The organism is Virgibacillus ainsalahensis (assembly GCF_055380755.1).
In genome coordinates, this window is the sequence record NZ_AP043943.1 from 3,711,557 (window position 1) to 3,734,457 (window position 22,901).

General features: G+C 42.2%; 22 protein-coding genes and 1 riboswitch. Of the genes, 18 read left to right on the top strand and 4 right to left on the bottom strand.

The window, feature by feature from the left end; translation table 11 throughout:
- The first annotated feature begins 111 nt into the window (after positions 1–111).
- The 15 genes from ACZ427_RS18430 (at position 112) to ACZ427_RS18500 (ending at position 14,476) form a co-directional block, all read left to right on the top strand.
- Positions 112–1,776, top strand: a complete 1,665-nt coding sequence (locus ACZ427_RS18430) for a PTS transporter subunit IIBC (RefSeq protein WP_461177371.1) — start codon at positions 112–114, stop codon at positions 1,774–1,776.
- A 3-nt stretch (positions 1,777–1,779) separates the two neighbouring features.
- Complete coding sequence (locus tag ACZ427_RS18435; RefSeq protein WP_461177370.1) at positions 1,780–2,565, top strand: endonuclease/exonuclease/phosphatase family protein; 786 nt, start codon at positions 1,780–1,782, stop codon at positions 2,563–2,565.
- Between the two features lie 21 nt (positions 2,566–2,586).
- A complete protein-coding gene (locus ACZ427_RS18440; protein WP_461177369.1) occupies positions 2,587–4,251 on the top strand; it encodes a glycoside hydrolase family 13 protein in 1,665 nt (554 codons plus the stop codon).
- A 158-nt stretch (positions 4,252–4,409) separates the two neighbouring features.
- Positions 4,410–5,816 (top strand): VWA domain-containing protein, encoded by a 1,407-nt coding sequence (locus ACZ427_RS18445; RefSeq protein WP_461177368.1) that lies wholly within the window; start codon positions 4,410–4,412, stop codon positions 5,814–5,816.
- 111 nt (positions 5,817–5,927) lie between these two features.
- Positions 5,928–6,074, top strand: coding sequence for a hypothetical protein (locus tag ACZ427_RS18450; protein ID WP_461177367.1), 147 nt, complete (start codon positions 5,928–5,930; stop codon positions 6,072–6,074).
- Positions 6,075–6,116: 42 nt separating this feature from the next.
- Entirely contained in the window at positions 6,117–6,527 is a 411-nt protein-coding gene (locus tag ACZ427_RS18455) for a hypothetical protein (protein WP_461177366.1), read from the top strand.
- Positions 6,528–6,763: 236 nt separating this feature from the next.
- Positions 6,764–7,114 (top strand): helix-turn-helix domain-containing protein, encoded by a 351-nt coding sequence (locus tag ACZ427_RS18460; RefSeq protein WP_461177365.1) that lies wholly within the window; start codon positions 6,764–6,766, stop codon positions 7,112–7,114.
- Positions 7,115–7,217: 103 nt separating this feature from the next.
- Positions 7,218–7,556 (top strand): hypothetical protein, encoded by a 339-nt coding sequence (locus ACZ427_RS18465; protein WP_461177364.1) that lies wholly within the window; start codon positions 7,218–7,220, stop codon positions 7,554–7,556.
- A gap of 442 nt (positions 7,557–7,998) precedes the next feature.
- Entirely contained in the window at positions 7,999–9,378 is a 1,380-nt protein-coding gene (locus tag ACZ427_RS18470; protein ID WP_464883483.1) for a DUF2254 domain-containing protein, read from the top strand.
- A 205-nt stretch (positions 9,379–9,583) separates the two neighbouring features.
- Complete coding sequence (locus ACZ427_RS18475) at positions 9,584–10,006, top strand: pyridoxamine 5'-phosphate oxidase family protein (protein WP_461177362.1); 423 nt, start codon at positions 9,584–9,586, stop codon at positions 10,004–10,006.
- An 81-nt stretch (positions 10,007–10,087) separates the two neighbouring features.
- Positions 10,088–10,639: a D-glycero-alpha-D-manno-heptose-1,7-bisphosphate 7-phosphatase gene (locus tag ACZ427_RS18480; RefSeq protein WP_461177361.1), complete on the top strand. Its 552-nt coding sequence runs from the start codon at positions 10,088–10,090 to the stop codon at positions 10,637–10,639.
- A gap of 83 nt (positions 10,640–10,722) precedes the next feature.
- Positions 10,723–11,631, top strand: a complete 909-nt coding sequence (gene metA, locus ACZ427_RS18485; RefSeq protein WP_461177360.1) for a homoserine O-acetyltransferase MetA — start codon at positions 10,723–10,725, stop codon at positions 11,629–11,631.
- Between the two features lie 277 nt (positions 11,632–11,908).
- Positions 11,909–12,011, top strand: a riboswitch (SAM riboswitch).
- 80 nt (positions 12,012–12,091) lie between these two features.
- Positions 12,092–13,204, top strand: coding sequence for a 5-methyltetrahydropteroyltriglutamate--homocysteine S-methyltransferase (locus tag ACZ427_RS18490; protein WP_461177358.1), 1,113 nt, complete (start codon positions 12,092–12,094; stop codon positions 13,202–13,204).
- Positions 13,205–13,422: 218 nt separating this feature from the next.
- Entirely contained in the window at positions 13,423–13,794 is a 372-nt protein-coding gene (locus ACZ427_RS18495; RefSeq protein WP_461177357.1) for a CidA/LrgA family protein, read from the top strand.
- Complete coding sequence (locus ACZ427_RS18500) at positions 13,787–14,476, top strand: LrgB family protein (RefSeq protein WP_461177356.1); 690 nt, start codon at positions 13,787–13,789, stop codon at positions 14,474–14,476. Before ACZ427_RS18495 ends, ACZ427_RS18500 begins: the two co-directional genes overlap by 8 nt.
- A gap of 226 nt (positions 14,477–14,702) precedes the next feature.
- On the opposite strand, the gene ACZ427_RS18505 is transcribed toward ACZ427_RS18500, so the two are convergent.
- The 3 genes from ACZ427_RS18505 to ACZ427_RS18515 form a co-directional block, all read right to left on the bottom strand.
- Entirely contained in the window at positions 14,703–15,137 is a 435-nt protein-coding gene (locus ACZ427_RS18505; RefSeq protein ID WP_461177355.1) for a DUF2512 family protein, read from the bottom strand.
- 454 nt (positions 15,138–15,591) lie between these two features.
- A complete protein-coding gene (locus tag ACZ427_RS18510) occupies positions 15,592–16,170 on the bottom strand; it encodes a sigma-70 family RNA polymerase sigma factor (RefSeq protein WP_461177354.1) in 579 nt (192 codons plus the stop codon).
- A gap of 68 nt (positions 16,171–16,238) precedes the next feature.
- Positions 16,239–17,027, bottom strand: coding sequence for an N-acetylmuramoyl-L-alanine amidase (locus tag ACZ427_RS18515; protein ID WP_461177353.1), 789 nt, complete (start codon positions 17,025–17,027; stop codon positions 16,239–16,241).
- 180 nt (positions 17,028–17,207) lie between these two features.
- On the opposite strand from ACZ427_RS18515, the gene ACZ427_RS18520 reads away from it, so the two are divergent.
- A complete protein-coding gene (locus tag ACZ427_RS18520) occupies positions 17,208–18,059 on the top strand; it encodes a DUF1028 domain-containing protein (RefSeq protein ID WP_461177352.1) in 852 nt (283 codons plus the stop codon).
- A gap of 36 nt (positions 18,060–18,095) precedes the next feature.
- Here ACZ427_RS18520 and ACZ427_RS18525 read toward each other — a convergent pair whose 3' ends face one another.
- Complete coding sequence (locus tag ACZ427_RS18525; RefSeq protein ID WP_461177351.1) at positions 18,096–19,556, bottom strand: potassium/proton antiporter; 1,461 nt, start codon at positions 19,554–19,556, stop codon at positions 18,096–18,098.
- A gap of 200 nt (positions 19,557–19,756) precedes the next feature.
- Here ACZ427_RS18525 and ACZ427_RS18530 point away from each other — a divergent pair, with 200 nt between their 5' ends.
- Together ACZ427_RS18530 and ACZ427_RS18535 are read left to right on the top strand one after the other, a co-directional pair.
- Positions 19,757–20,401 carry a LytTR family DNA-binding domain-containing protein gene (locus ACZ427_RS18530; protein WP_461177350.1) on the top strand — a complete coding sequence of 215 codons (645 nt, stop codon included), beginning with the start codon at positions 19,757–19,759 and terminating at the stop codon, positions 20,399–20,401.
- A gap of 726 nt (positions 20,402–21,127) precedes the next feature.
- On the top strand, positions 21,128–22,645 hold the full coding sequence (locus ACZ427_RS18535; protein ID WP_461177349.1) for an acetyl-CoA hydrolase/transferase family protein: 1,518 nt from the start codon (positions 21,128–21,130) through the stop codon (positions 22,643–22,645).
- Positions 22,646–22,901: the final 256 nt, after the last annotated feature.

Sequence of the window (22,901 nt, forward strand, 5' to 3'; positions counted from 1 at the left end):
ATAGGTTTATTAGTTTGTATTAATTACAAACTAATGCATTAGAAATATTTAGGAAAACGTTTGCCTGAATATATATTTATTTGCATAGAGATAAACAGGAGGGGAAACAGGATGAAGAAAATGTTTTCATTTGATTTCTGGCAAAAGCTGGGGAAAGCGCTGCTAGTAGTTGTAGCGGTTATGCCTGCTGCAGGAATTATGATCTCATTAGGAAAAGTAATTAATATGTCCGTTGATGATATTTCATTTATTCTGACAATCGGACGAGTGATGGAAGATATCGGTTGGGCAATCATTAATAACCTGCATATATTATTTGCGGTTGCCATTGGTGGCTCGTGGGCCAAAGAGCGAGCAGGTGGTGCATTCGCTGCACTACTGGCATTTATTTTGATTAACCGGATCACCGGTGCAGTATTTGGAGTTACCAGTGAAATGCTGATGGATTCAGAAGCTGTGGTAACTTCTTTATTTGGTGGTGAATTGATTGTAGAAAACTATTTCACTTCCATTCTTGGTGCACCTGCACTTAATATGGGTGTGTTTATTGGTATTATTTCCGGTTTTCTCGGAGCGGCTGTATATAACAAATATTATAATTTCAGCAAACTACCGGAGTCTCTGGCATTCTTTAACGGAAAGCGATTTGTTCCATTTGTGGTTATTCTCTGGTCCGTAATCATTGCTATTGTTATGTCTGTACTATGGCCGTTTGTTCAAGGAATGATCAATGACTTTGGTATTTGGCTGGCTACATCTAAAGATTCCGCACCATTTGTGGCACCCTTTGTTTTTGGGCTGCTTGAGCGTTTGCTGTTGCCGTTTGGTTTGCATCATATGCTGACTGTTCCAATTAATTATACGGAACTTGGTGGCACGTATACGATTCTGACCGGTGGATCTGCCGGAGAAATTGTAGCAGGACAGGATCCACTGTGGCTTGCATGGGTATCCGATTTGGTTAACCTGCAGGCAGCGGGCGATACACAGGCTTATAATGCACTGATGCAAGATGTAACACCTGCCAGGTTCAAGATGGGACAAATGATCCTCTCTACGGCTGTACTGATTGGTGCAGCACTTGCAATGTATCGCAATGTTGATAAAGATAAACGGACAAAATATAAATCTATGTTTTTCTCTGCAGGGTTAGCAGTATTCATTACTGGTGTTACAGAGCCAATTGAGTTCATGTTCATATTCGCATCACCTGTATTGTACGGTGTCTATGCGGTGATCGCTGGGCTGAGCTTTGCCGTTGCGGATTTGATTAATCTTCGCTTGCATTCATTAGGGTTGATCGAGTTGTTCACAAGGTTGCCGATGGCTATTAATGCAGGGCTGGTTGTAGACATTATTAATTTCGTTCTGACCTGTCTCGTATTCTTTGTAATCAGTTACTTTATATTTTATTTCCTTATTAAGAAATTGAATCTGCCGACACCTGGCCGTGCAGGAAATTATTCGGATGATGATACGGCAGCGGATGATGGAGGTCAGACAGAGAAAAGCAGTCAAGGAGCGAAAGAAGAAAAAGATTCGGAAGTTGCTACGGTTGTTCAGATGCTTGGTGGTAACGAAAACATTGAAGAAGTCGATGCATGTATGACAAGGCTTCGTGTATCTGTCAAAGATGTGGATTTGGTTGCACCGGAAGCAGACTGGAAGAAGACAGGTGCGATGGGTATGGTGAAGAAAGATAAAGGTATTCAGGCAATATACGGGCCAAAAGCTGATGTGCTTAAATCGAAAGTACAGGATTACTTGGAGGATTGAGGCATGAAACTATTGACATTGAACTGCCACTCCTGGCAGGAAGAGAATCAGTGGGAAAAGATGGATACACTAGCGGGAGTCATTCATGAGCAATCGTATGATGTTATTGCATTGCAGGAAGTAAGCCAGTCCATAACAGCTGAGAACACAGACGGAAATGTGAAGACAGATAATTTTGTTTTGTTGCTGATTCAAAAACTGAAGGAACTTGGTTCAGCATATGATTATACATGGGATTTTTCCCATATTGGCTACGACCGTTTTGAAGAAGGGGTGGCTTTATTAACAAAGCACCCCATCATCTACCGTGAATCATTTTTTGTGAGTCGCAGTGAGGATACATCCTTTTGGAAGACAAGGAAAGTGGTTGGATTAACTATTGATTTTAATGGGAAGGCAGTTGCTTTCTACTCCTGTCATATGGGCTGGTGGAAAGATGAAGAAGAACCCTTCCGTTTTCAGATGGATCAATTGGCTGAACAGGTAGACCAGTCCACACCACATTTTTTAATGGGGGATTTTAATAATGAAGCCGGTGTGAAGCAGGAAGGATATGCTTATTGCTTGGACTTGGGCTATTATGATACCTACCAGTTGGCGCAGGAAAGGGATTCCGGAATTACGGTAGGTGGAGAGATTGCCGGATGGGAAAAAAATGGGGAGAAAAAGCGGATTGATTTTATCTTTGCATCCGAAAAGGTGAATGTCCCGTCTTCTGCCGTTGTATTTAATGGAAGTAATATGCCGGTAATCTCTGATCATTTTGGGGTAGAAGTAGTAATAAAATAGACCAATAAGGAGAATGCGATTATGAAAAAAATATGGTGGAAAGAAGCGGTCGCCTATCAGGTATATCCCCGCAGTTTTATGGATTCAGACGGTGATGGGATTGGAGACATTCAAGGAGTTACATCCAAGCTCGACTATCTGAAGGATTTGGGAGTCGATGTAATCTGGATCAGCCCTGTTTATCAATCGCCCAATGATGATAATGGCTATGATATCAGTGACTACAAGGAAATTATGTCAGATTTCGGTACAATGGCGGATTTTGACCAGCTGTTGGAGGAGGTACATCACCGTGGAATGAAATTAATCATGGATCTCGTAATCAATCACACCTCGGATGAGCATCCATGGTTTGTGGAATCACGTTCTTCCAAAAACAACCCATACAGAGACTATTATATTTGGCATGAAGGAAAAAATGGATCGGAACCGAATAACTGGGAATCTATTTTTGGCGGTTCTGCCTGGGAATATGATGAAAAAACAGAGGCCTATTATATGCATGTTTTTTCCCGGAAACAGCCGGATTTGAACTGGGAGAATCCCAATGTGCGCAAGGATTTGTATGATATGGTCAACTGGTGGCTGGATAAAGGGATTGATGGTTTTCGCGTTGACGCGATTTCTCATATCAAAAAGGTTCCAGGCTTCCCGGACGTAGCGAATCCCGACAATAAGAAATTTGCCCCGTCTTTTGATGGTCATATGAACCGTGAAGGGATTCAGGTTTTCCTGGAAGAATTGAAAAAGGAAACATTTTCCAACTATGATATTATGACGGTTGGCGAAGCGAATGGTGTCACTGTAGAAGATGCAGACGAATGGGTTGGTGAGGAAAAAGGGAAATTTAATATGGTTTTCCAATTTGAACACCTTGACCTGTGGGGAAAAAGTGTCACCGGCGGTTTGGATATCCATGCATTGAAAAAAACCTTAAGCAAATGGCAAAAGGGACTGGAGGAAGATGGGTGGAATGCTCTATTCCTGGAAAACCATGATCAACCCCGCTCTGTGTCAACCTGGGGGGATGATGGGGTATATTGGAAAGAATCAGCGAAAGCTCTCGCAACTCTGTATTTCCTGATGCAGGGGACACCGTTTATTTATCAGGGTCAGGAAATTGGCATGACGAACGTTCAATTTGATTCGATTGAGGATTATGATGATGTCTCCATGAAAAACCTTTATGCAGAGGAACGGGCGAATGGAAAAAGCCACGAGGATATTATGGAAATCATCTGGAAAAACGGGCGTGATAATACCAGAACTCCGATGCAGTGGAGCGACGGAGAAAATGCGGGATTTACAACAGGAAAGCCATGGATGAAAGTCAACCCAAATTATAAACAAATCAATGTGAAGGACGCTATGGCTGACCCGAATTCCATCTATCATTATTTCCGGAAATTAATTCAAATCCGAAAAGAAAACCATCTATTAATTTACGGTAGATATGATCTTGTTTTGGAGAACCATAATCAAATCTATGCCTACACCCGGACATTAGGCGATGAGAAGATGTTGATCATGACCAACTTATTTGGGGAGGAGGCTACATTCCAACTGCCGGATGAGCTTCGTGATCACATTGGAAACCTGGAAATCAGTAATTATGACGAAGTGGCAGAAGGTATGGAGCACACTTCGTTAAGACCTTATGAAGCAAGAGTTTATCGGATGAAATAGAATAAAAGCCTGCAGCCTGTTGAAAGCTGCAGGTTTTTTATGGGGAGAAGATTATAAGAATGAGACTCACTTGTTTCCGCTCTTCTCTCATTCCTTGCGTTATGGTACCATAATCGTAAACTGGTTTTATTTTTACTATCAGCAGGGGGTGAGGATCCGTGTTTAAAAGTAAACAGTGGTATGTTGTATGTATTATATTTGTCTTTATGATTGGAGGATGTGCCTCCAAATCAGTTGAAGATGTTACAACAGAGGGAGAGTCTGGTGATTCTCAAGAGACGTTGGAAGAAGATTTAGAAGAGAAGAAGCGTACAGACGAACAGCAGGAAAAGGCAGTTGAAGATGAATTTTTTGCCGAACTCCCAGAACCGGCTGCTGATTTGAAAGAGTTGCTTACATATCCGAATGGGGAATTTTCCGGCGAGGAATATGAGGAGCAGTCTGAGGAAATTGAAAAGGTATTGGATCAGTTTCCTGATACAGGAGATGAAATTAGCGAGGAAGAGGCCGAAAAGTACTGGAAGAAATTATTGACTTTATTCGCAGAAGAATTTCCGAATCCACAGGATGTTGTGGATCAATGGGGCGATTATGAAATTAATGGTCCTGAGATTGACGGTGAAGAAATCCAGTTCAAGGAAAATTATAATGTGGAAATCATCCTCGATTCCAGTGGGAGCATGGCTAATTACCAGGGAGACCAGACTAGAATGGAGCTGGCAAAGGATGCAATTACTGATTTTGCAAAGGATTTGCCGGAAGAAGCCAATGTGGGACTTCGTGTATACGGCTTTGAAGGAAGCAATGCGGATGCCGATAAAGAAATTTCATGTGCGAGTAATGAACTTGTCTATGACATAGCACCTTATGATGAAGCAAATCTCAAGGATGCGATGGAGCAATTCGGCCCAACTGGCTGGACGCCGCTTGCTGAGGCGATTTCAATGGCTGAGTCAGATCTAAGCGAATATGATGGAGAAAATAATACAAATTTGATCTATATTGTGAGTGACGGTGTGGAGACCTGTGACGGGGATCCGGTTAAAGAAGCAGAAAATCTTGCAGCATCCAATGTTACTCCAATCGTCAATGTGATTGGTTTTGATGTAGATAATGAAGGACAGCAGCAACTGGAGGATGTTGCGGAGGCTGCGGAAGGTACATATGCCGATGTCCAAAACCAGAATCAGCTGCAGGATGAATTCCAACAGGCTGCTGAGCTTGCAGGTGAATGGCGGCTATGGAAAGCCAATGCAATGGGCGACGCAAGGGTGGAAAATGTGGACAGAGCCGAAATGATGCGTGATTTCCGTGCAGAGTGGGCCGACCGTTATCGAATGGAAAGGCATAATTTCAATGAGGCTATCGTCTACTTGCAAAGAGAAAGGGAAGTTATCAGCAGGGATACAGCCATTATGCTTCATGACATGAGGGATGAACGGCTGGAAATGCTCTCAGACCTTCGCAGGAAGGCCTGGGATGATCTCGCGGATGTTAAGGATCAGGAATTTGAAGATGCGAAAGATGAGATTCAAGATAAATATGACGCTAATGCCCCGGATTAACGGTTGCTGAGGCTTATAAGGTTGACCCTGAAACAGACCAGTTCTTATTTGTGAACTGGTCTGTTTTTGGTTGAGGAGGTGGAGAGGACGATGTCGTAAGTCAGGCCGGCAATGCGCTCTGACGTGATGTCGATGATTATCGAGAAAAGAGCGATGCGGCGTGATGTAAGGTCGATGATTATCGAGAAAAGAGCGATGCGGCGTGATGTGAGGTCGATGATTATCGGGAAAAAGGCGATGCGCCCTGACGTGAGGTAGATGATTATCGAAAAAAAGGCGATGTGTCCTGACGTGAGGTAGATGATTATCGAGAAAAAGGCGATGCGGCGTGTCGTGAGGTCGATGATTATCGGGAAAAAGGCGATGCGGCGTGTCGTGAGGTCGATGATTATCGGGAAAAAGGCGATGCGGCGTGTCGTGAGGTCGATGATTATCGGGAAAAAGGCGATGCGGCGTGTCGTGAGGTCGATGATTATTGAGAAAAGGTTGATGCGTCATTGCGTGAGGTCGATGATTATCGGGAAAAATGCGATGTGCCATGAGTTGAGTTCGATGATTATCGAGAAAGGGGCGATGTGTCATGCTGCGAGGCCGATGATTATCGAGAAAAGGTTGATGCTTCATGTCGCGAGGTCGATGATTATCGAGAAAAGGTTGATGCTTCATGTCGCGAGGTCGATGATTTCCAAGAAAAATGCGATGCTCCCTTAACTCCCGAACGATATCATTATCATAGCCCGTTACAACCCCCTCCCTTACATAAGATATACTGGTCCTCACAATCCAATAGGCATACATACTGGTGAGGAGTGAGGAAGGAAAGCAATCTTTCTTCAGAGAGGAGGGACCATTGTACTACACCTTTTTAGAAAAATATGCTACACTAGGAATAAATAAAATATTTTGAAAAAACAATAACTAATTTAACATAAAATGGAGTGAAACAAATGAGCAGTATCGCACCTAGATTAAAAAAACTACGAGAAGAAAAAGGATTGTCACCGGAAGAGTTGGCTGATGAATTAAGTTTTACAAAAAGTATTATATGGAGCTATGAGCTGGGTAAGAAGGAACCTGTCATCAGTCATGTCAAAAGGATCGCAGCATATTTCGATGTAAGTGTGGATTATTTAAAAGGGTCAAATGGAGAAACCCCTACTATAAAGTTGGAGAATGCAAAGGACCTTGAAGATGTCACCTTGTATTTGGATGATATGGAACTGACGAATGAAGAGATAGAGGATGGATTGGCTTTCATTAGAGCGAAACGGATGATGAAGAATGGTATGGCAATGTAAATAATAAAGAAGGGGGAATTTCACCCCCACCAGCATTTAATTGATTGAAAGACATGGGGTATATGTATTATTATAGATACAATAAATGATTGGAGGGTGGCCAATGAACGCGTTAGAGATGTGGGAAAAAGTACAAAAGCGCAACTTTGAATTCGAAATACACACAGTCCCCAGAAACCACCAGGAACCATTGTGGTTTGCCGTGGTTCCAGTTGATGATGCATTAATTATTAAACCAGCAACGTTTAAAAAGCCAAGTGTCAGTATCTCAAAGAACCGGAAAATCAGTTTCAAAGAATTCGAGAGGGTTCACGTTTTCTATGACCGTTGGAAAAGCGGGGAACCGGGTGTGAGGAAAGAAGCATCCTATGTCTCAAAAAACACGGCATATATTTTTGCATTGGTTGCCAGGTTTGAAAAGCTGGATCCAGTGAACGGCTGAGCAATTTTGAACAATACAATTTCATATAAGTGTTTTTAGTATTACTGCTGTCTTTCTATTTAGAAAGGATAGCAGTTTTTTTGGCAGTTAAGAAAATATAAAACTTTCTTACTGCATAAGTGCGGGCTTTTGCAATTCGCCTAACCTATAGCGAACGCCAAGTTTTCTAAAAAGATAAGATTTTTTAAATATTTGGCAGCATATCATTTCCTCGTCAGTAAATGCCTCGGCCAGCTCCAGCGCTTACCCCGCCTGAGGTCTATTAAGTAAGAACTCCCTCATGAGCAAAGGACGCGCATGTTGAGTTCTTACTTAAGGGTGACCAAGGCGCGACTTGAGCTTTTGTTCTGTTCCAACAAAATAGCGTTTTAAATATGGGGGATCAGGGAAAGAATCTCTGAAAACAATAAGAGATATACATGTGAAAGCAAGGAGAATGATCATGTTCTTTAAGTTACTCCCATCATCCATGAGAAAATATTTTCTCATGTCAAAACGCCAGCGGCATCATGAACTGCAGCTTACCCTGTGGCGTACACCACTTATGTATGTTGCCATCGCATTCTTCTTGGTGGTATTTACCGTATTGCTTGATGCCGGCATGGGGTTGGCGAAATATACAAATAATAATTTTCAGGCAGGGTTTGAAACGACACGATTGTTAATTAGCTCGCTCATTGGCGGGATTTTAACCTTGAGTGCGTTTACACTGAACTCTTTGCTTGTTGTTCTTACAACGTTCAGTGGGCAGTTTTCACCGAGGATGTTGCAAAACTTTGTGAAATCTAGACAGACTCAACATATTTTGGGGATTTTTAATGGGAGTTTTGTTTATGTTTTAATCATGTTTCTTTTTATAAGCAGCCAGCCGGTGGATTATTATGTTGCGGTACCTTTTGCAACGACAGCTGTGGCGTTTGTTACAGCGGTTACGTTTATTTATTTTATCAATCATGCTACTGCCTGGATGCAGGTGCATAATGTAACAGACGATATGAAACAGGTTTCCCAGGAAATCATAACCGGCTATTTGAAACAGGATTTGGAGGATTTTCGTACAGAAGAACCCGGAGATTTACTAAAAAATTATCGCGATCAAAACAGGACGGTCCGTTCACCAATTTCCGGGTATGTTCAATTGATTAATTTTTACGACTTAATGGAAGAGGCTAAAAGGGATAATATTCTGCTGGAGATGGAGACCCGTATCGGGAGTTTTACGCTGGAGGGCAATGAGTTATTTTCATACTGGGGCCCTGGCGCTCACCGTATTGATGAAGAAAAATATAAAAACATGATCACTATCGGGAATAAAGAAACAGAAATTCAGGATCTCCGGTTGGGACTAGGCAAATTATCCGAATTGGCGATAAAGGCAATAGGGAATGATGATCCAAAAACAGCTACGAACAGTATCAATCAATTGACTGATTTAATGCTGACAATGGACAGGAATATTACGTTTACTCCATATCTGGCGGATGAAAATGGTCAGGTCCGGTTAATTCTGGGGATGGATACGTTTGAATTTCATCTTTATCAGGGCTACGGCATGATCCGTCATTATGCCCAAAAAAATTATCCGATTATCACAGAAATTATTTCATCCCTCGGAGATCTTGCTGAATCGGTGAAAGCTTCCAGACATAAGACGATTTGGGAGTTTGCCGAAAATACAATGGACCACGTCTCTACGGAATTCATTTTTGATCTGGATAGGAAGATACTGTTAAAAAAATTATGGGATCTTGCTGAAACGACTGGACATATGGAGGCATACAACAAAATTGAACTTAAATTAGAAAATAACGCAGAAAGCTAGTTGCTTGCTACCCTTTCTAGGGGCAAACCAACCTTAAAAACCAGAGAGGCTTGTGGAAGATAGCTGTTGTAAGAAACCTTAACTGTTAATAGCGGTTTGGGTTTTTTGCTTCATTTCTTATATGCTTCTAGTGAGGGTTCTAATGTTTATTTCTGTTCATGGAAGGAATACTATAACTACTTATAGTCAAAAGGAGTGAATAGTATTGAGTCAAAGTGAAATTAAATCAGCTGTTGAAAATATTCTTGAAAATAGTCATGTCGGCCCGATGGCAACGGTAAAGAATAATAAACCTCATTCAAGGTATATGACTTTTTTTCATAAAGATATGAAACTATACACCCCAACCAGCAAGGATACAGATAAAACGGAAGAAATCGAAGCAAATCCATTCACCCATATTCTGCTAGGATATGAAGGTGAAGGTTTTGGTGATGAATATGTGGAATATCAGGGAGAGGTTTCCTTGAATGATTCCGAAGCGATGAAAAAAGAGGTATGGAATGAAGAACTGAAGATTTATTTCGATGGACCTGATGATCCGAACCTGGTCGTATTGGAGATTGAGCCGGTTCAGGTCCGGTTGATGAACAAAAAAGGTGAGGATCCTAAGGAATTGAAATTTTAAATGAAACATGGTGCTGTCTCAGGAGGGTCTTCCCCCTTTTGGACAGTGCCATTTATATAATAGTGAAGAAAAGGTGATGGTATGGAGAAAGGGATGTTTCTCGATCGTGATGGTGTAATTAATGAAGTGCTCAGCAGCCGTGTGAAATTTGTGAACAAACCAAAGGATTTTTATTTGCTGGAAGGTGTTGGAGAAGCGGTGAAAATCTTTAATGATATGGGATTTAAAGTGTTTGTTGTAACGAATCAGGGAGGAATTGGCCTTGGATTTATGCAGGAAACTGGATTGCAGGCGGTACATAAAAGGATGGAAGACGATCTGAGGACTTTTGGTGCAAGTATCGATGATATCGCATACTGCCCCCACAAGCCAAAGGCGGGATGTTCCTGTCGCAAACCGAAACCACAAATGATACTGGATCTTGCCCAAAAGTATGCTATTGATTTGGCGGAAAGCTATATGGTTGGTGACCGCCTACCGGACATTCAAGCAGGGAAGGAAGCTGGTGTGCGGACAGTACTTGTTGGTGAGCGAATGGAAAACAAGAAGGAAGCGGATATGAATTTTGGGGATCTTTTATCGGTGGCGAAATGGATGTGGGAAGAAAGACAGGGTAATGTCCATTCGAAATAATTTGTCCATACCAATTGCGCAAATATTTTATTAACTCTATAATAGAATACATTATTATATGATTGTAGAGGGAGAGATATCAGTTGCCGATAAATGTACCGAAAACTTTGCCTGCAACCCAGCGATTAAAACAGGAGAAAATCTTTGTGATGGACGAGGACCGGGCAAAATCCCAGGACATTCGCCCACTAAATATACTTATTCTAAATCTGATGCCGGAAAAAGAACGAACGGAATTACAACTTCTGCGGTTATTGGGAAATACACCATTACAGGTGAATATTTCTTTCTTGAGAATGGAGACACATGAATCCAAAAATACCAGCACCTCTCACCTGGATACGTTTTATACGACCTTTGAGGAAGTTAAAGAACGCCGTTTCGATGGAATGATTGTTACCGGTGCCCCGATTGAGCACCTGCAATTTGAGAACGTGGACTATTGGGAGGAACTGACGGAAATCATGGAATGGACGAAACAGAATGTGACTTCCGTTTTGAACATTTGTTGGGGCGCCCAGGCTGCATTATATTATCATTACGGAATTGGTAAAAATGAGCTGTCGAAAAAATTAACCGGTGTTTATAAGCATCATATAGCGGATCCAACGATAAATCTTGTACGTGGTTTTGATGAAGTTTTCCGGGCACCGCATTCTAGATACACCGAAGTTCCCATAGAAGAAGTCAGACAGGATCCACGCTTATTCCTGCTTTCTTCCACCGAAGATGATGAGGCATTTATTATCCTATCTGAGGATGCAAAACATATTATGGTTACCGGTCATCTAGAGTATGATGCCACAACGCTTGCGGAGGAATATGCACGTGATCTTGATAAAGGACTGGACGTCGATTTACCGGAAAACTATTTTCCTAATGATGATGTAAATGAACAGCCACGAAACACATGGCGTTCTCATACACATCTGCTTTTTTCAAATTGGCTGAATTACTATGTCTACCAGCAAACTCCATATCAATGGGATTAATATAGTCATAACGAGAGTGACGCAGCTTAATTTGCGTTACTCTCGTTTCATTTCTGGCTGCCATCCGGAGACCATTTTAATTGTTGACTGTAAGGAAGAACAAGGAGAGTTCGTGGAAAATATTCTTTGGGAGCATTTGGCTTTGGGAGTCGGAAAAGTGAAGTGAAGGATTTATTTGCTGGCGAGTTGTTTTAGAGAAAATTGTCGAAATGTTTTGCTGTTTTTCACGAAAGCTGTTAATATATTAATTATAGTAATTTGCGATAATTAAATAGAAAACTTATCAAGAGAGGATGAGGGACTAGCCCGTTGACGCCTCAGCAACCTGTTTTAAACAAGGTGCTACTTCTAGCAAGTTGATGAAACTTGAAAGATAAGAAGACGACACAGTTATTAACAGAGCCTCTTCTTATTGGAAGGGGTTCTTTCTAATTTCTAAAAACTTTAAAGGAGAGGTAATATGACAACAAAAGTAAATCATAAAGCGCCATTTAAAGGGGATCATGTTGGAAGCTTCCTGAGACCGGAACGGATTAAGCGGGCGAGGGAACAAAGAGGAAAGGCGGAAATTACCGCAGAACAGCTGCGTCAAATCGAGGATGAAGAAATTCGTAATCTTGTGGAAAAGCAAAAGGAAGCAGGACTTAAGTCAATTACGGATGGAGAGTTTCGACGTGCCTGGTGGCATTTTGACTTTTTAGAGAATCTTGTAGGTGTAGAAGGCTTTGACCCAGATACAGGGCTGAAGTTTGATGGGATTGAAACAAAGAAACATTCCATCCGGGTTTCCGGCAAGGTCGACTTCAGTGAGGAGCATCCATTTCTCGACGATTATAAATTTCTACATAGTATTGTGGGAGAGAATCATGTTGCTAAACAGACAATTCCAAGTCCGAATATGCTATTGGTTCGTGCAGGAGTAGATCCAGAGCTTTATGAAAACATTAACGCTCTTGTGCCGGATGTTATCAATGCCTATAAAAAAGCAATCCAGGCATTTTACGATGCGGGCTGCCGCTACCTGCAGCTTGATGATACGTCCTGGGCTTCTTTTTTATCAGAAGAAGGGGAAGCATCATTAAGAGAAAGGGGTTTTGAACCTGCCAAGTTGCGTGAAATCTGTAAACAAGTCATCAATGAATCAATAGCTGATCGTCCGGACGATATGCTGATCACGATGCATATTTGCCGAGGCAATTACCGGTCCCATTATTTCAGCTCAGGATCTTATGACGCTGCATCGGAAACGATTTTTGGGGGGCTTGCTGTCGATGGGCTTTTCCTTGAATTTGATGATGAACGTTCTGGCGGTTTTGAACCGCTTCGATATGTAAACAGGGATGATATCCATGTGGTACTTGGATTAATCACTTCCAAGTTTCCAGAGCTGGAAAATAAAGAAGCAATCAAAAAGCGAATCCAGGAAGCAGCAGAATATGTACCATATGAGCAGCTTTCTCTCAGCCCGCAATGCGGATTTGCTTCAACGGAAGAAGGAAATAACTTAACGGAAGAAGAACAATGGAATAAAATCCGCCATGTTGTTGATATTGCTGAGGAAGTTTGGAAATAATAAGAAATGACAAAACAAATAATTAGCATATGGTAACCCGGGTGGCCACATCACTCGGGTTATTTTTGAGTGGGGATAAGCTCCGACCAGTATAAGAAGTTAGGGTAACATTAGTATAGGGAAATTTGTCTCTATCCTCCAAACTTTCAAAATCTTCTCGTGGTCCCGTATTTTTGCTATACTAGATGGAATGAAGAGAAAAATTGGAGTGATCTTATGTGTTAAATGTTTTCAAAATAATCATCCATATCGCTGCTTTATATGGTTTATATACTGTAGGGACGTGGATTCAGCAAATTTTTAACCTTTTTATACCGGGAAGTGTCATCGGGCTGATTCTTCTGTTTATTTTATTGATGACAGGTACTATCAAGACGGCTTGGGTTGAAAAGGGTGCACAGTTTATGATTAAGCATTTGGCCTTGTTTTTTATTCCTGCCACGGTCGGAGCAATGAATTATTTTGATTTGTTTGCGGGAAAAGGACTGCTTCTTGTGATTATCGGACTTTCCAGTACACTGATGGTGATGGTTTCTGCCGGCCATGTGAGCCAGATGTTCATGCATAAGAGGGAAAGAAGCCATGAATAATTTGCTTATTGGATTTATTTCTATTATCGGCACCCTTTTCGCTTATCTGTTTGCACTGCGGGTTTATTGGAAATGGCGTTATACATTTATGGCTCCTGTTTTTATCGCAACAACAATCATTATCACTTTTTTGCTGATTTTCCATATTCCTTATGAGACGTATATGATTGGCGGAGAATGGATTAATCATTTGCTTGGCCCCGCGGTAGTGGCTCTGGCCTATCCGCTTTACCAGCAACACAAGACCTTGAAAAAGCTGGCGCTCCCGGTTATTACTGGAACGGTTGTCGGAGCTTTTGTCGGTGTATCCACCGGTTTGATCCTAGCAAAATGGGTGGGGGTGGACGAAACAATTATTTACTCCCTTATACCCAAAAATACAACAACTCCTGTTGCCATGGGGGTTGCTGATTCCCTTGGAGGCGTCGATTCTTTGGCAGCTGTCTTTGTAATGATTGCAGGGATTGGTGGAACGATGCTTAGCTCAGTTGCATTTAAATATACTGGGGTAGCGCATCATATCGGCACTGGTGTAGGTATCGGGGGTGCGAGTCACGCGATTGGTACAGCAGTCGCAATGGAACGGGATCCATTGGAAGGGTCTGTCAGCACCATCGCCATGGTTGTAAGTGCAGTGGTTGTTTCAATTATTGCACCATGGTTTGTGATGTGGTGGATGTAGCAGGTGTATGGGTGAATTTTACCTGCCCCAGTACTGCGCTTCTAACGGAAGATCCTGCGTTCGCAGTCGTAGGTTCTTCGCTCACACCCGGAGTCTTGCGCTCAATAGCGAATGTTCTGCGTTCACGGGCGTGGGTTCTGCGCTCGCGCCAAAAAGTCTTGCGCTTATCCCCAATGGTACTGCGCCCACACAAAACTTTACCTGTATCTTCCGTTCGGACTCCTCCCTATTTCTTTCGTTGATCTGAATCAAAAGGATGTGTTTCCTCAGCAGCCTCTGTTTCCACATTTAGCATTCTTTTTGTAGGATCCCAATTGCGTTGTCCTTCCCTATTGGCCATGATATAGATGTGATAAAAATATTCGCATACAGTATTACCGGCTGCTGCGATTAATGAAGCCGCAAACCAATCTCCGCCGGCAGTTACACCATAGCTCATAAAATAAATGACGACAAATGCTAGTACAAAATCAGAAATCGTTGCGAATACATTACTAATTCTCGGTAAAATAAACAGATCTCCTAAATAGGCAAGGACGCTTAATGTTAGAGTGACCCAAAAAACATTGACAAATTCCATGCCAAATCCGAGTCCTAATATCAAATACAACAGGATTAGGGAGGCAATGAATTTTACGGCGAATAACTTGAAATGATTCATCCTAAATCTCTCCTTTCCTTATAATTTTCGCACGAAGCTTTAGATCTATACATTTCCACCATCAACCAAGATTATATTTTTTTGGTTGGCTCATTAGCTAAATGTTATTGCCTGTTGCGTTGTAGTTGATATAAAAGACGATATAACTTGAAATGAGGTCGGTGTACCCGCTGCGGAAATCAACCCAGCAGTTACGTCGTCTTTTATATCTTTTGTGTTAAAAGAAATAATTTCTTTCGGGGTGGTGAGTAATCGCAGTCCCAGATCTTTTTGGTGGGACGAGTAATCGCAGTCCCAGATCTTTTTGGTGGGACGAGTAATCGCAGTCCCAGGTCTTTTAGAGAACAGTCTTCTGGTTAGATTAGCTGGTTCATTATAGAAGATGGTGGCATGCTCTTAGCCGCTATATTGGTTTCTTACATTCAAAAAAACGTGGCCTTGAAAAAAGACCACGCTACATGTTTACAGGGGGAGCCCAGTTTATCCTTTCACGGAATTTCTCGTCCCTTAATTTCTTTCTCACTTGTTTACCCCAGCTTTTCACGGCTTCCATTGTTGTATTTTCCTGAATGGCAATTTCTTTTAAAGGTATACCGTCAATGATGTGATAATATACCCATTTCCACTGATTTTGTGTAAGGGCGGTTTTTAATTGCTGCCATAGCGCTGTATCTTCTAAAAGTATGTCTGTTTGGCCGGGAATGGGTGTTGTACCTTCTGTTCCCCTGATATGATTGCCATCGGTGTATTCCACTTTATTTTCCTGTATGAATTGATCCTTGATTTCATTTGTTCTGTTTTCTTTTCGGATCAAATCAATCAGCCGGTTCCGGATAATATAGTTAAAGTACGTTGCCATAGGTCCTTTATCCGGCTGATAGGATTCATAGGCATTCCACAATGCAAATAACCCTTCCCGGTAAAACTCCTGATTATCATCACGAATATGCAGGCGGTTAATATGAAAATGAATGCGCCGCTCATTCTGTTCCATAATCTCCTCAAATGTAAAAGGGCGTTTATTTTCTTCCATTGCTCATTCTCCTTTGTATATTATGTTTGAAAAGGTTAATTCTCCCGTTACCTGTGATAATTCTGATACTAAGCGATGAACGCGTCTTGGATGCCTGCTTTTTTGACTTTGCTCAATTGGTTTTCTGCATTTTTTCGGAAGGTGAAGGCACCTGCTTGTACACGATACCAACGGGAACCTGAAATTGTATCTGCAATCATGAATGATTCAATGCCTTTATTACGTAGTAAAGTGATGCGGGTGTTCGCATTTTCTTTTGTTTTAAAAGAACCGGCAATCACTTTGTAAGTTGTTTCAGTGTTTCCTTGTTTACGGCGGAGGTTAAATGCCCTGGCCAATCCGTTTACATGACCCTGAGCTACTTTTTCCCGCCATGCATTATCCTTCATAAAGGCTGCATCATTCCGGTTATCAATAAATCCATTTTCTGTTAATAGTGCCGGCATGACAGTTTCCCGCAACACATGGAAATTCGCCTTTTTTTGGCCGCGGTTGGCTAAATCGGCTACTTTTGAAATTTCGGCATGCATTATATCCTGATAATGTGCTGTCCGGGAACTGCTGGTTAAGCTGTCATGTATGAAATCCTCATATCCATGTGCTGCTCTGTTAAAAGCATTGCAGTGAATGGAGAGGTAATAATCCGCACCCCAGGAATTTGCCTCATTTGTACGCTGTCTTAATGTTTTTGTTCGGTCACCTGTCCGGCTCATTTTTATGCTGATGTTTTTGTATTCGCCTGTTAATATCCTGCGAATACGTTGGGCGATATCTAATACAACTTCTTTTTCTTTCATCCCATTACCTGCAGCACCCGGGTCGGATCCACCATGGCCAGGGTCTAAATAAAGTTTCATTTGCTATTTCCTCCATTTCTACTGTTTTAATGTTGATCCATTCATTTTTCTATTAGCACACCCTCTGCTTATAATTACAATCGTCCGGAGTGGATGAAAGGAGGCATCTATCAGCTATGTAATATGGTAAAATGACGATACTGATGGCTGATTTTTCATACATAAAAGGAGAGGTAAGCAATGACTTTTTCCATTGTAGGTTTTGATCCGGAGACAAAGGAACTTGGTATTGCCGTACAATCAAAATTCATTGGGGTGGGGGCTGTCGTTCCATGGGCAAAAGCAGGGGTTGGAGCTATTGCAACACAGTCTCTTGCAAATCCTGCTTATGGACCAGATGGACTGGAGTTGCTTGAACAGGGGAAATCTGCACAGGAAACAATGGATATCCTCATTCAAAATGATAAAGGTCGAGAGGACAGGCAAGTTGGAATTGTCGATGCAAACGGAAAGACGGCGACCTTTACCGGGGGAAGGTGCAAGGAATGGGCCGGTGGAAAAACTGGAGAGCACTATGCTGCTCAGGGAAATATATTGGTAAGTGAGGAAACCGTAACAGCGATGGCTGAAACATTTGAACAGGCAACTGGTACGTTGTCCGAACGATTACTTCAGGCACTTGATGCAGGACAGAAAGCAGGTGGAGATAGCCGTGGCAGACAGGCTGCTGCTCTTAATGTTGTAAAGGAAAAGGGAGGTTACCTGATGGCGAATGATCGATTCATTGATTTGCGTGTGGATGACCATCCAGACCCGATAAAAGAACTCATCCGCATCCATCGGCTTCAGCGACTTCATTTTGGACCAATCAAGCCTGGAAATATTTTAGACATTGAAGGAAGCATAAGAGAAGAAATTGCATATCATTTATACCGCTTGGAATTTATTAAGGCAACGAATGTAGAAGATACAGTACTATACAAGGGGTTAGCATCCTTTATCCATATCGAAAACTTTGAAGGGCGTGAACTGAGGGAAGGGAAAATCGACAGGGAAGTGCTGGAATTTATGAAGAACAAAGCAAAACAGTAACTTAATCTGTTCTGTTTTGTTCTCCGTTCCTTTTTCCTATGGTTCTTTTTTGGCAGGGTGACCAAGCAGCACTCTTTTTGCTTTCTCCCGGCTTTCTTTATCGCTAAGAACATATAGCGTGTCTCCATGCTTGATGACAGAATTACCGGTCGGTGTAAGTAGCTTTTTATTTCGGGTAATTCCGATAATCAACGTGTCACTTGGCAGATCGATATCAATTAAGGTGTTTCCAACAGCCGGGGTTTCCTTTGTAACGGTCATTTTCATAATTTCTGAATCGGTTGCTCCCAGATTGATTAATTCCAGGCTGGTAGTCGGTTCCAGCTCGTCCCCCGCAGCTAATCCAAGCTTCGTGGCAAGCCAGGATAAGGTGCTGCCCTGGATTAAAGCTGAAATCAATACAACGAAAAAGACGGCATTAAAAATGATTAAACTGTTTTTTACATCTGCTACGATGGGATATGTCGCCAAAACAATTGGAACTGCTCCCTTTAAACCTGCCCAGGAAACAAACAGCTTCTCATTCCAATTGTATTTCATGAAAAACATACTGATGAAAATAGCGACTGGCCTTGCGATTAGCATTAAAATAACCGCCAATAAGATACCCTGCCAGAAAACGTCAAGTAAGTGACTTGGAAATACAAGCATCCCAAGCAGTGTAAACATAACAATTTGCATCATCCAGGCAAATCCTTCATTAAAGCGTAAAATGGTGAAACGGTAGGTTAAGTCACTATTTCCAACAAAGACTGCCATTACATAAACTGCAAGTAACCCACTTCCACCAAAAAAGTCGGTAACAGCATAAGTGAAAACTGCGGCTCCCATAGCAAGAATTGGGTACAGGCTGGATGTATCGAGTTTTATGTGATTAATAACGAGTATGGTAACTTTCCCAAGAGCTAAACCGAGAACGAGGCCAAGTCCCATTTGGAGAAAAAAACTACCGATCGCGGACCAAATGGAGGCATCCGGGATTTGTATCATTTCAATCAATGCAACAGTTAAAAACACTGCCATTGGGTCATTGGAACCCGACTCTGCTTCCAATGTTGCGGTTAGGCGCTTGTCAAAGTTTTTATTCCCCAATACTGAGAATACGGCAGCAGCATCCGTAGAGCCAACAATTGCCCCAAGCAGCATACCTTCCAACAGAGAAAAGTTCAGGATATACATTGCTGCAAAGCCGGTGATAGCAGAAGTGATAAGTACACCCAGTGTTGCCAATGTGCCGGCAGCGCCAATAACAGGACGAATATTTTTCCATTTTGTTTGTGTACCGCCATCGAACAATATAATAATTAAAGCCATAATTCCAATTAACTGAGCGAATTCAGCATTATCAAAGGAAAAATAGTAATTGACCAGCATCCCGCCAATCAGAAATAGAACTAACGCAGGCAGGCCAAGTCTTGAAGAGAATTTTGTTGCGAATACGCCGACAATCAGCATGAGTGCCAACAAAAATATCAATGAACCGATCGTTATACCCATGATGAACAATCCTTCCGTCTGTATGTAAAGTGGTTACTTTAATTATAAGCTTCTCCTGGATAAAAACAAAACATGTAGCTAATCCCACATTAAATATAAGGGATGTTAATATTTGTCACTTGCTGTTCTAAACAGTGACGGAGATCGCCTTAATTATGTATAATGGGTCTAGAAAAATTTGTAATAAAAGGAGGGCCGGTATGGAAAAACTATCAATCACATCTCTATTGGACGTGATGGGAGAACTATTCTCTGATGAAATATCTATTGCTGTTGCGAATACAAAGGAATATATCTATTACCGCCCGAGTAAGCGGATTGATTTGAAGATCAGTCCAGGGGATCCGATAAAAGAAGGAACGATAGCACATAAAGCACTAATATCCGAACTAAAGGTATCTGAATTTATTAACCGGAATGTATTTGGCGTGCCGTATCATGGGATGGCTGTTCCTTTTCATTATGAAGAAAAGCTGGAAGGATGCGTGCTGGGCATTTATCCTGCTTTTACGGAAGGGAAATCCGTAGTGACAGTAAAGACACATGATGGTTGGCGGCCGATTCCCTTTGATGATGTGAAATATTTGGAAGTAAAAGACCGCAAAACCCATGTGGTTGCCAATGGATTCTCCGGTACTCATAAAAATGCACTGCAGGAATTTGAGTATATCCTTCCGCGTGAGTTATTTATTCGCTGCCATCGTTCGTTTATTGTAAATGTCAGCCATATCACTGATATTCACCCGGATACACATTCTACCTTTGTTTTGGCTATGAATGATGGCTCCCAAATTCCGGTCAGTCAAACCTATTCCAGCTATTTCAGAAAATTGCTCGGCTTTTGAGAGGGTCGCCAACATCCGCATTCTTTTGTGTGAGAATGCGGGTGTTTCAACTAGGCTGTTTGCTAAAAGACTTGGGACTGCGATTACTCGTCCCATCAAAAATACTGGTTGACGTAAAAATGATAAAAGACGATGTAACTTGAAAAGCAGGTTGATACTTGTGCCCGCTACGGAAATACACTACGCGCACCTTAGGGCTCGCGCTGAGCCTCCTCGCTCGCAAAGAACGCTCGCTGTGGGGTCTCAGGCGTCTTCGCTTTCTAAGCAGGAGTTATCCGTGTATTTCCTCCGCTGGATAGCGCACTGCAACTTATTAAATCACGTAATAGTTATGCACTTTTAAGATGGTTGATTGGAGCGGAGGGCCGTTGACTCCTGCGGGAACAGCACGTGTCTGAAGACCCCGCAGAGTGGGTTTCTCGAGGAGACTGAAGCCGTGCCCGCGGAAAGCAACGGTCCGCAGCGGAAATCAACCCAGCAGTTACTTCGTCTTTTATATCAACTGCGAAGGTTAAAGAGCAACAAATGATGCGAAAAGAGCTTTGAATTAAAATACGAATATTTATATGCATGGAATCAGGCCATATTCTATTACTTGCATCTTCTGCTTTATACCCCAATTTCTCTGGTTTATCACTATATCTGCTTTTTCCATCAAAAATCGCCAAAAAAGAAAGCGTTTCCGGTAACATGAAAGTTAAAATAATTACGAAAGAGGGATGGAACATGGAGAATAACTATGATCGTATTAAAGACCCTCGCCTTCATGACCGGGTGGTTACAGCAGAGAAAGCTGCTTCCTGGATCGATGATGGAATGACATTGGGGTTGAGCGGTTTTACCCGGGCAGGGGATGTAAAGGCCGTACCGACAGCACTCGTGAAACGGGCAGAAAATGGTGAGGACTTCAAGGTGAATGTATACACAGGAGCTTCCATGGGATCCAATATTGATGAAATGTTTGCCAAAGCAGGAATCGTCAATAAACGGTTACCATTCCAGGCAGATCCAACGATGAGAAAAGAGATCAACTCCGGCGGGCATCTGTTTGTTGATCATCATCTGTCACATACAGCAGAACTACTGCGTGGGGATGTGCTTGAACCTGTTGATTATGCAGTTTTGGAAGCTCTTTCAATAACGGAGGATGGTATGATTATTCCAACCACCTCCATTGGAAATTCTCTGGCTTTTGCAGAAAATGCGAGGTCTATCATTGTGGAGATTAATTTATCCCAGCCAGAGCTGCTAGAGGGTGTGCATGATTTATACAGCCCGGGCAAACAAGGGGAACGCGCGCCGATTCCATTGACCAGACCAAATCAGCGTATTGGAACACAAGGTATCCCGGTGGACTGGGATAAAGTACAGGGCATTGTTTTTACAAGCCAGTTGGATTCGCCATCAACCATTGTGCCACCGGATGAGGAAACGAAAATCATGGCAGATCACCTGCTGGACTTTTTGCGGGATGAGATTGCTTCAGGGAGACTGACAAAGCAACTTGCCCCATTACAATCCGGTATCGGGTCGGTTGCCAATGCAGTGCTTCACGGCATGATAGATTCTGAGTTTAAAGACTTGGAGGTTTATTCCGAAGTACTGCAGGACGCTGTATTTGATTTAATCGATGCAGGGAAGGTGAGCTTTGCTTCTTGCTGTTCAATCACCCTGTCTGATGAAAAAATGAAGCAGGTATTTAATGATTTTGGAAAATACCGTGATAAATTAGTAATGCGTCCACAGGAAATGTCAAACCACCCGGAAATCATTCGTCGTCTCGGTCTGATTTCCATCAATACAGCTTTGGAGTTTGATATCTACGGTAATGTGAACTCAACACATGTAAGTGGAACGAAAATGATGAACGGCATTGGCGGATCGGGGGACTTTGCCCGAAATGCGCGTTTGGCCATTTTTGTAACGAAATCCATTGCCAAAAATGGGGATATTTCAAGTATTGTTCCATTTGTATCACATATCGACCATACAGAGCATGATGTGGACGTTGTCGTTACAGAGCAAGGGTATGCGGATCTTCGCGGGCTTGCACCAAGAGAACGTGTACCATTGATTATCGAAAACTGTGCACATCCATCCTATCGCAAGCAGCTGTGGGATTATTACCAAGAAGCACTTGAGCGTGGAGGGCAGACCCCTCATGTGCTGGAAAAAGCCTTCTCATGGCATGCGAATTTCGCAAAGAATGGCAGCATGCGTGAGCTGGTAGAACAAGAGTCTTAGGGGGGCCAGACCCCGGTCGAATTTTGTCGAATGGGGCAGATCAAACAATAGGGTATTATATATTTAAAAGTCGATTTTCTTTCTGGGGGAGGGAGGAAATCGGCTTTTGCGTTTTAAATGAGCGAGACAGGAGCTGAAACGAGTGGTGGATTCATTGATTCGAGCGAGGTTCATTAATTCTAGCAAACATCAATCAAAGATGAATCAAAATAGCTATCAAATCGTATACATAGTAAATAGTTATAAAGGGTGTTTG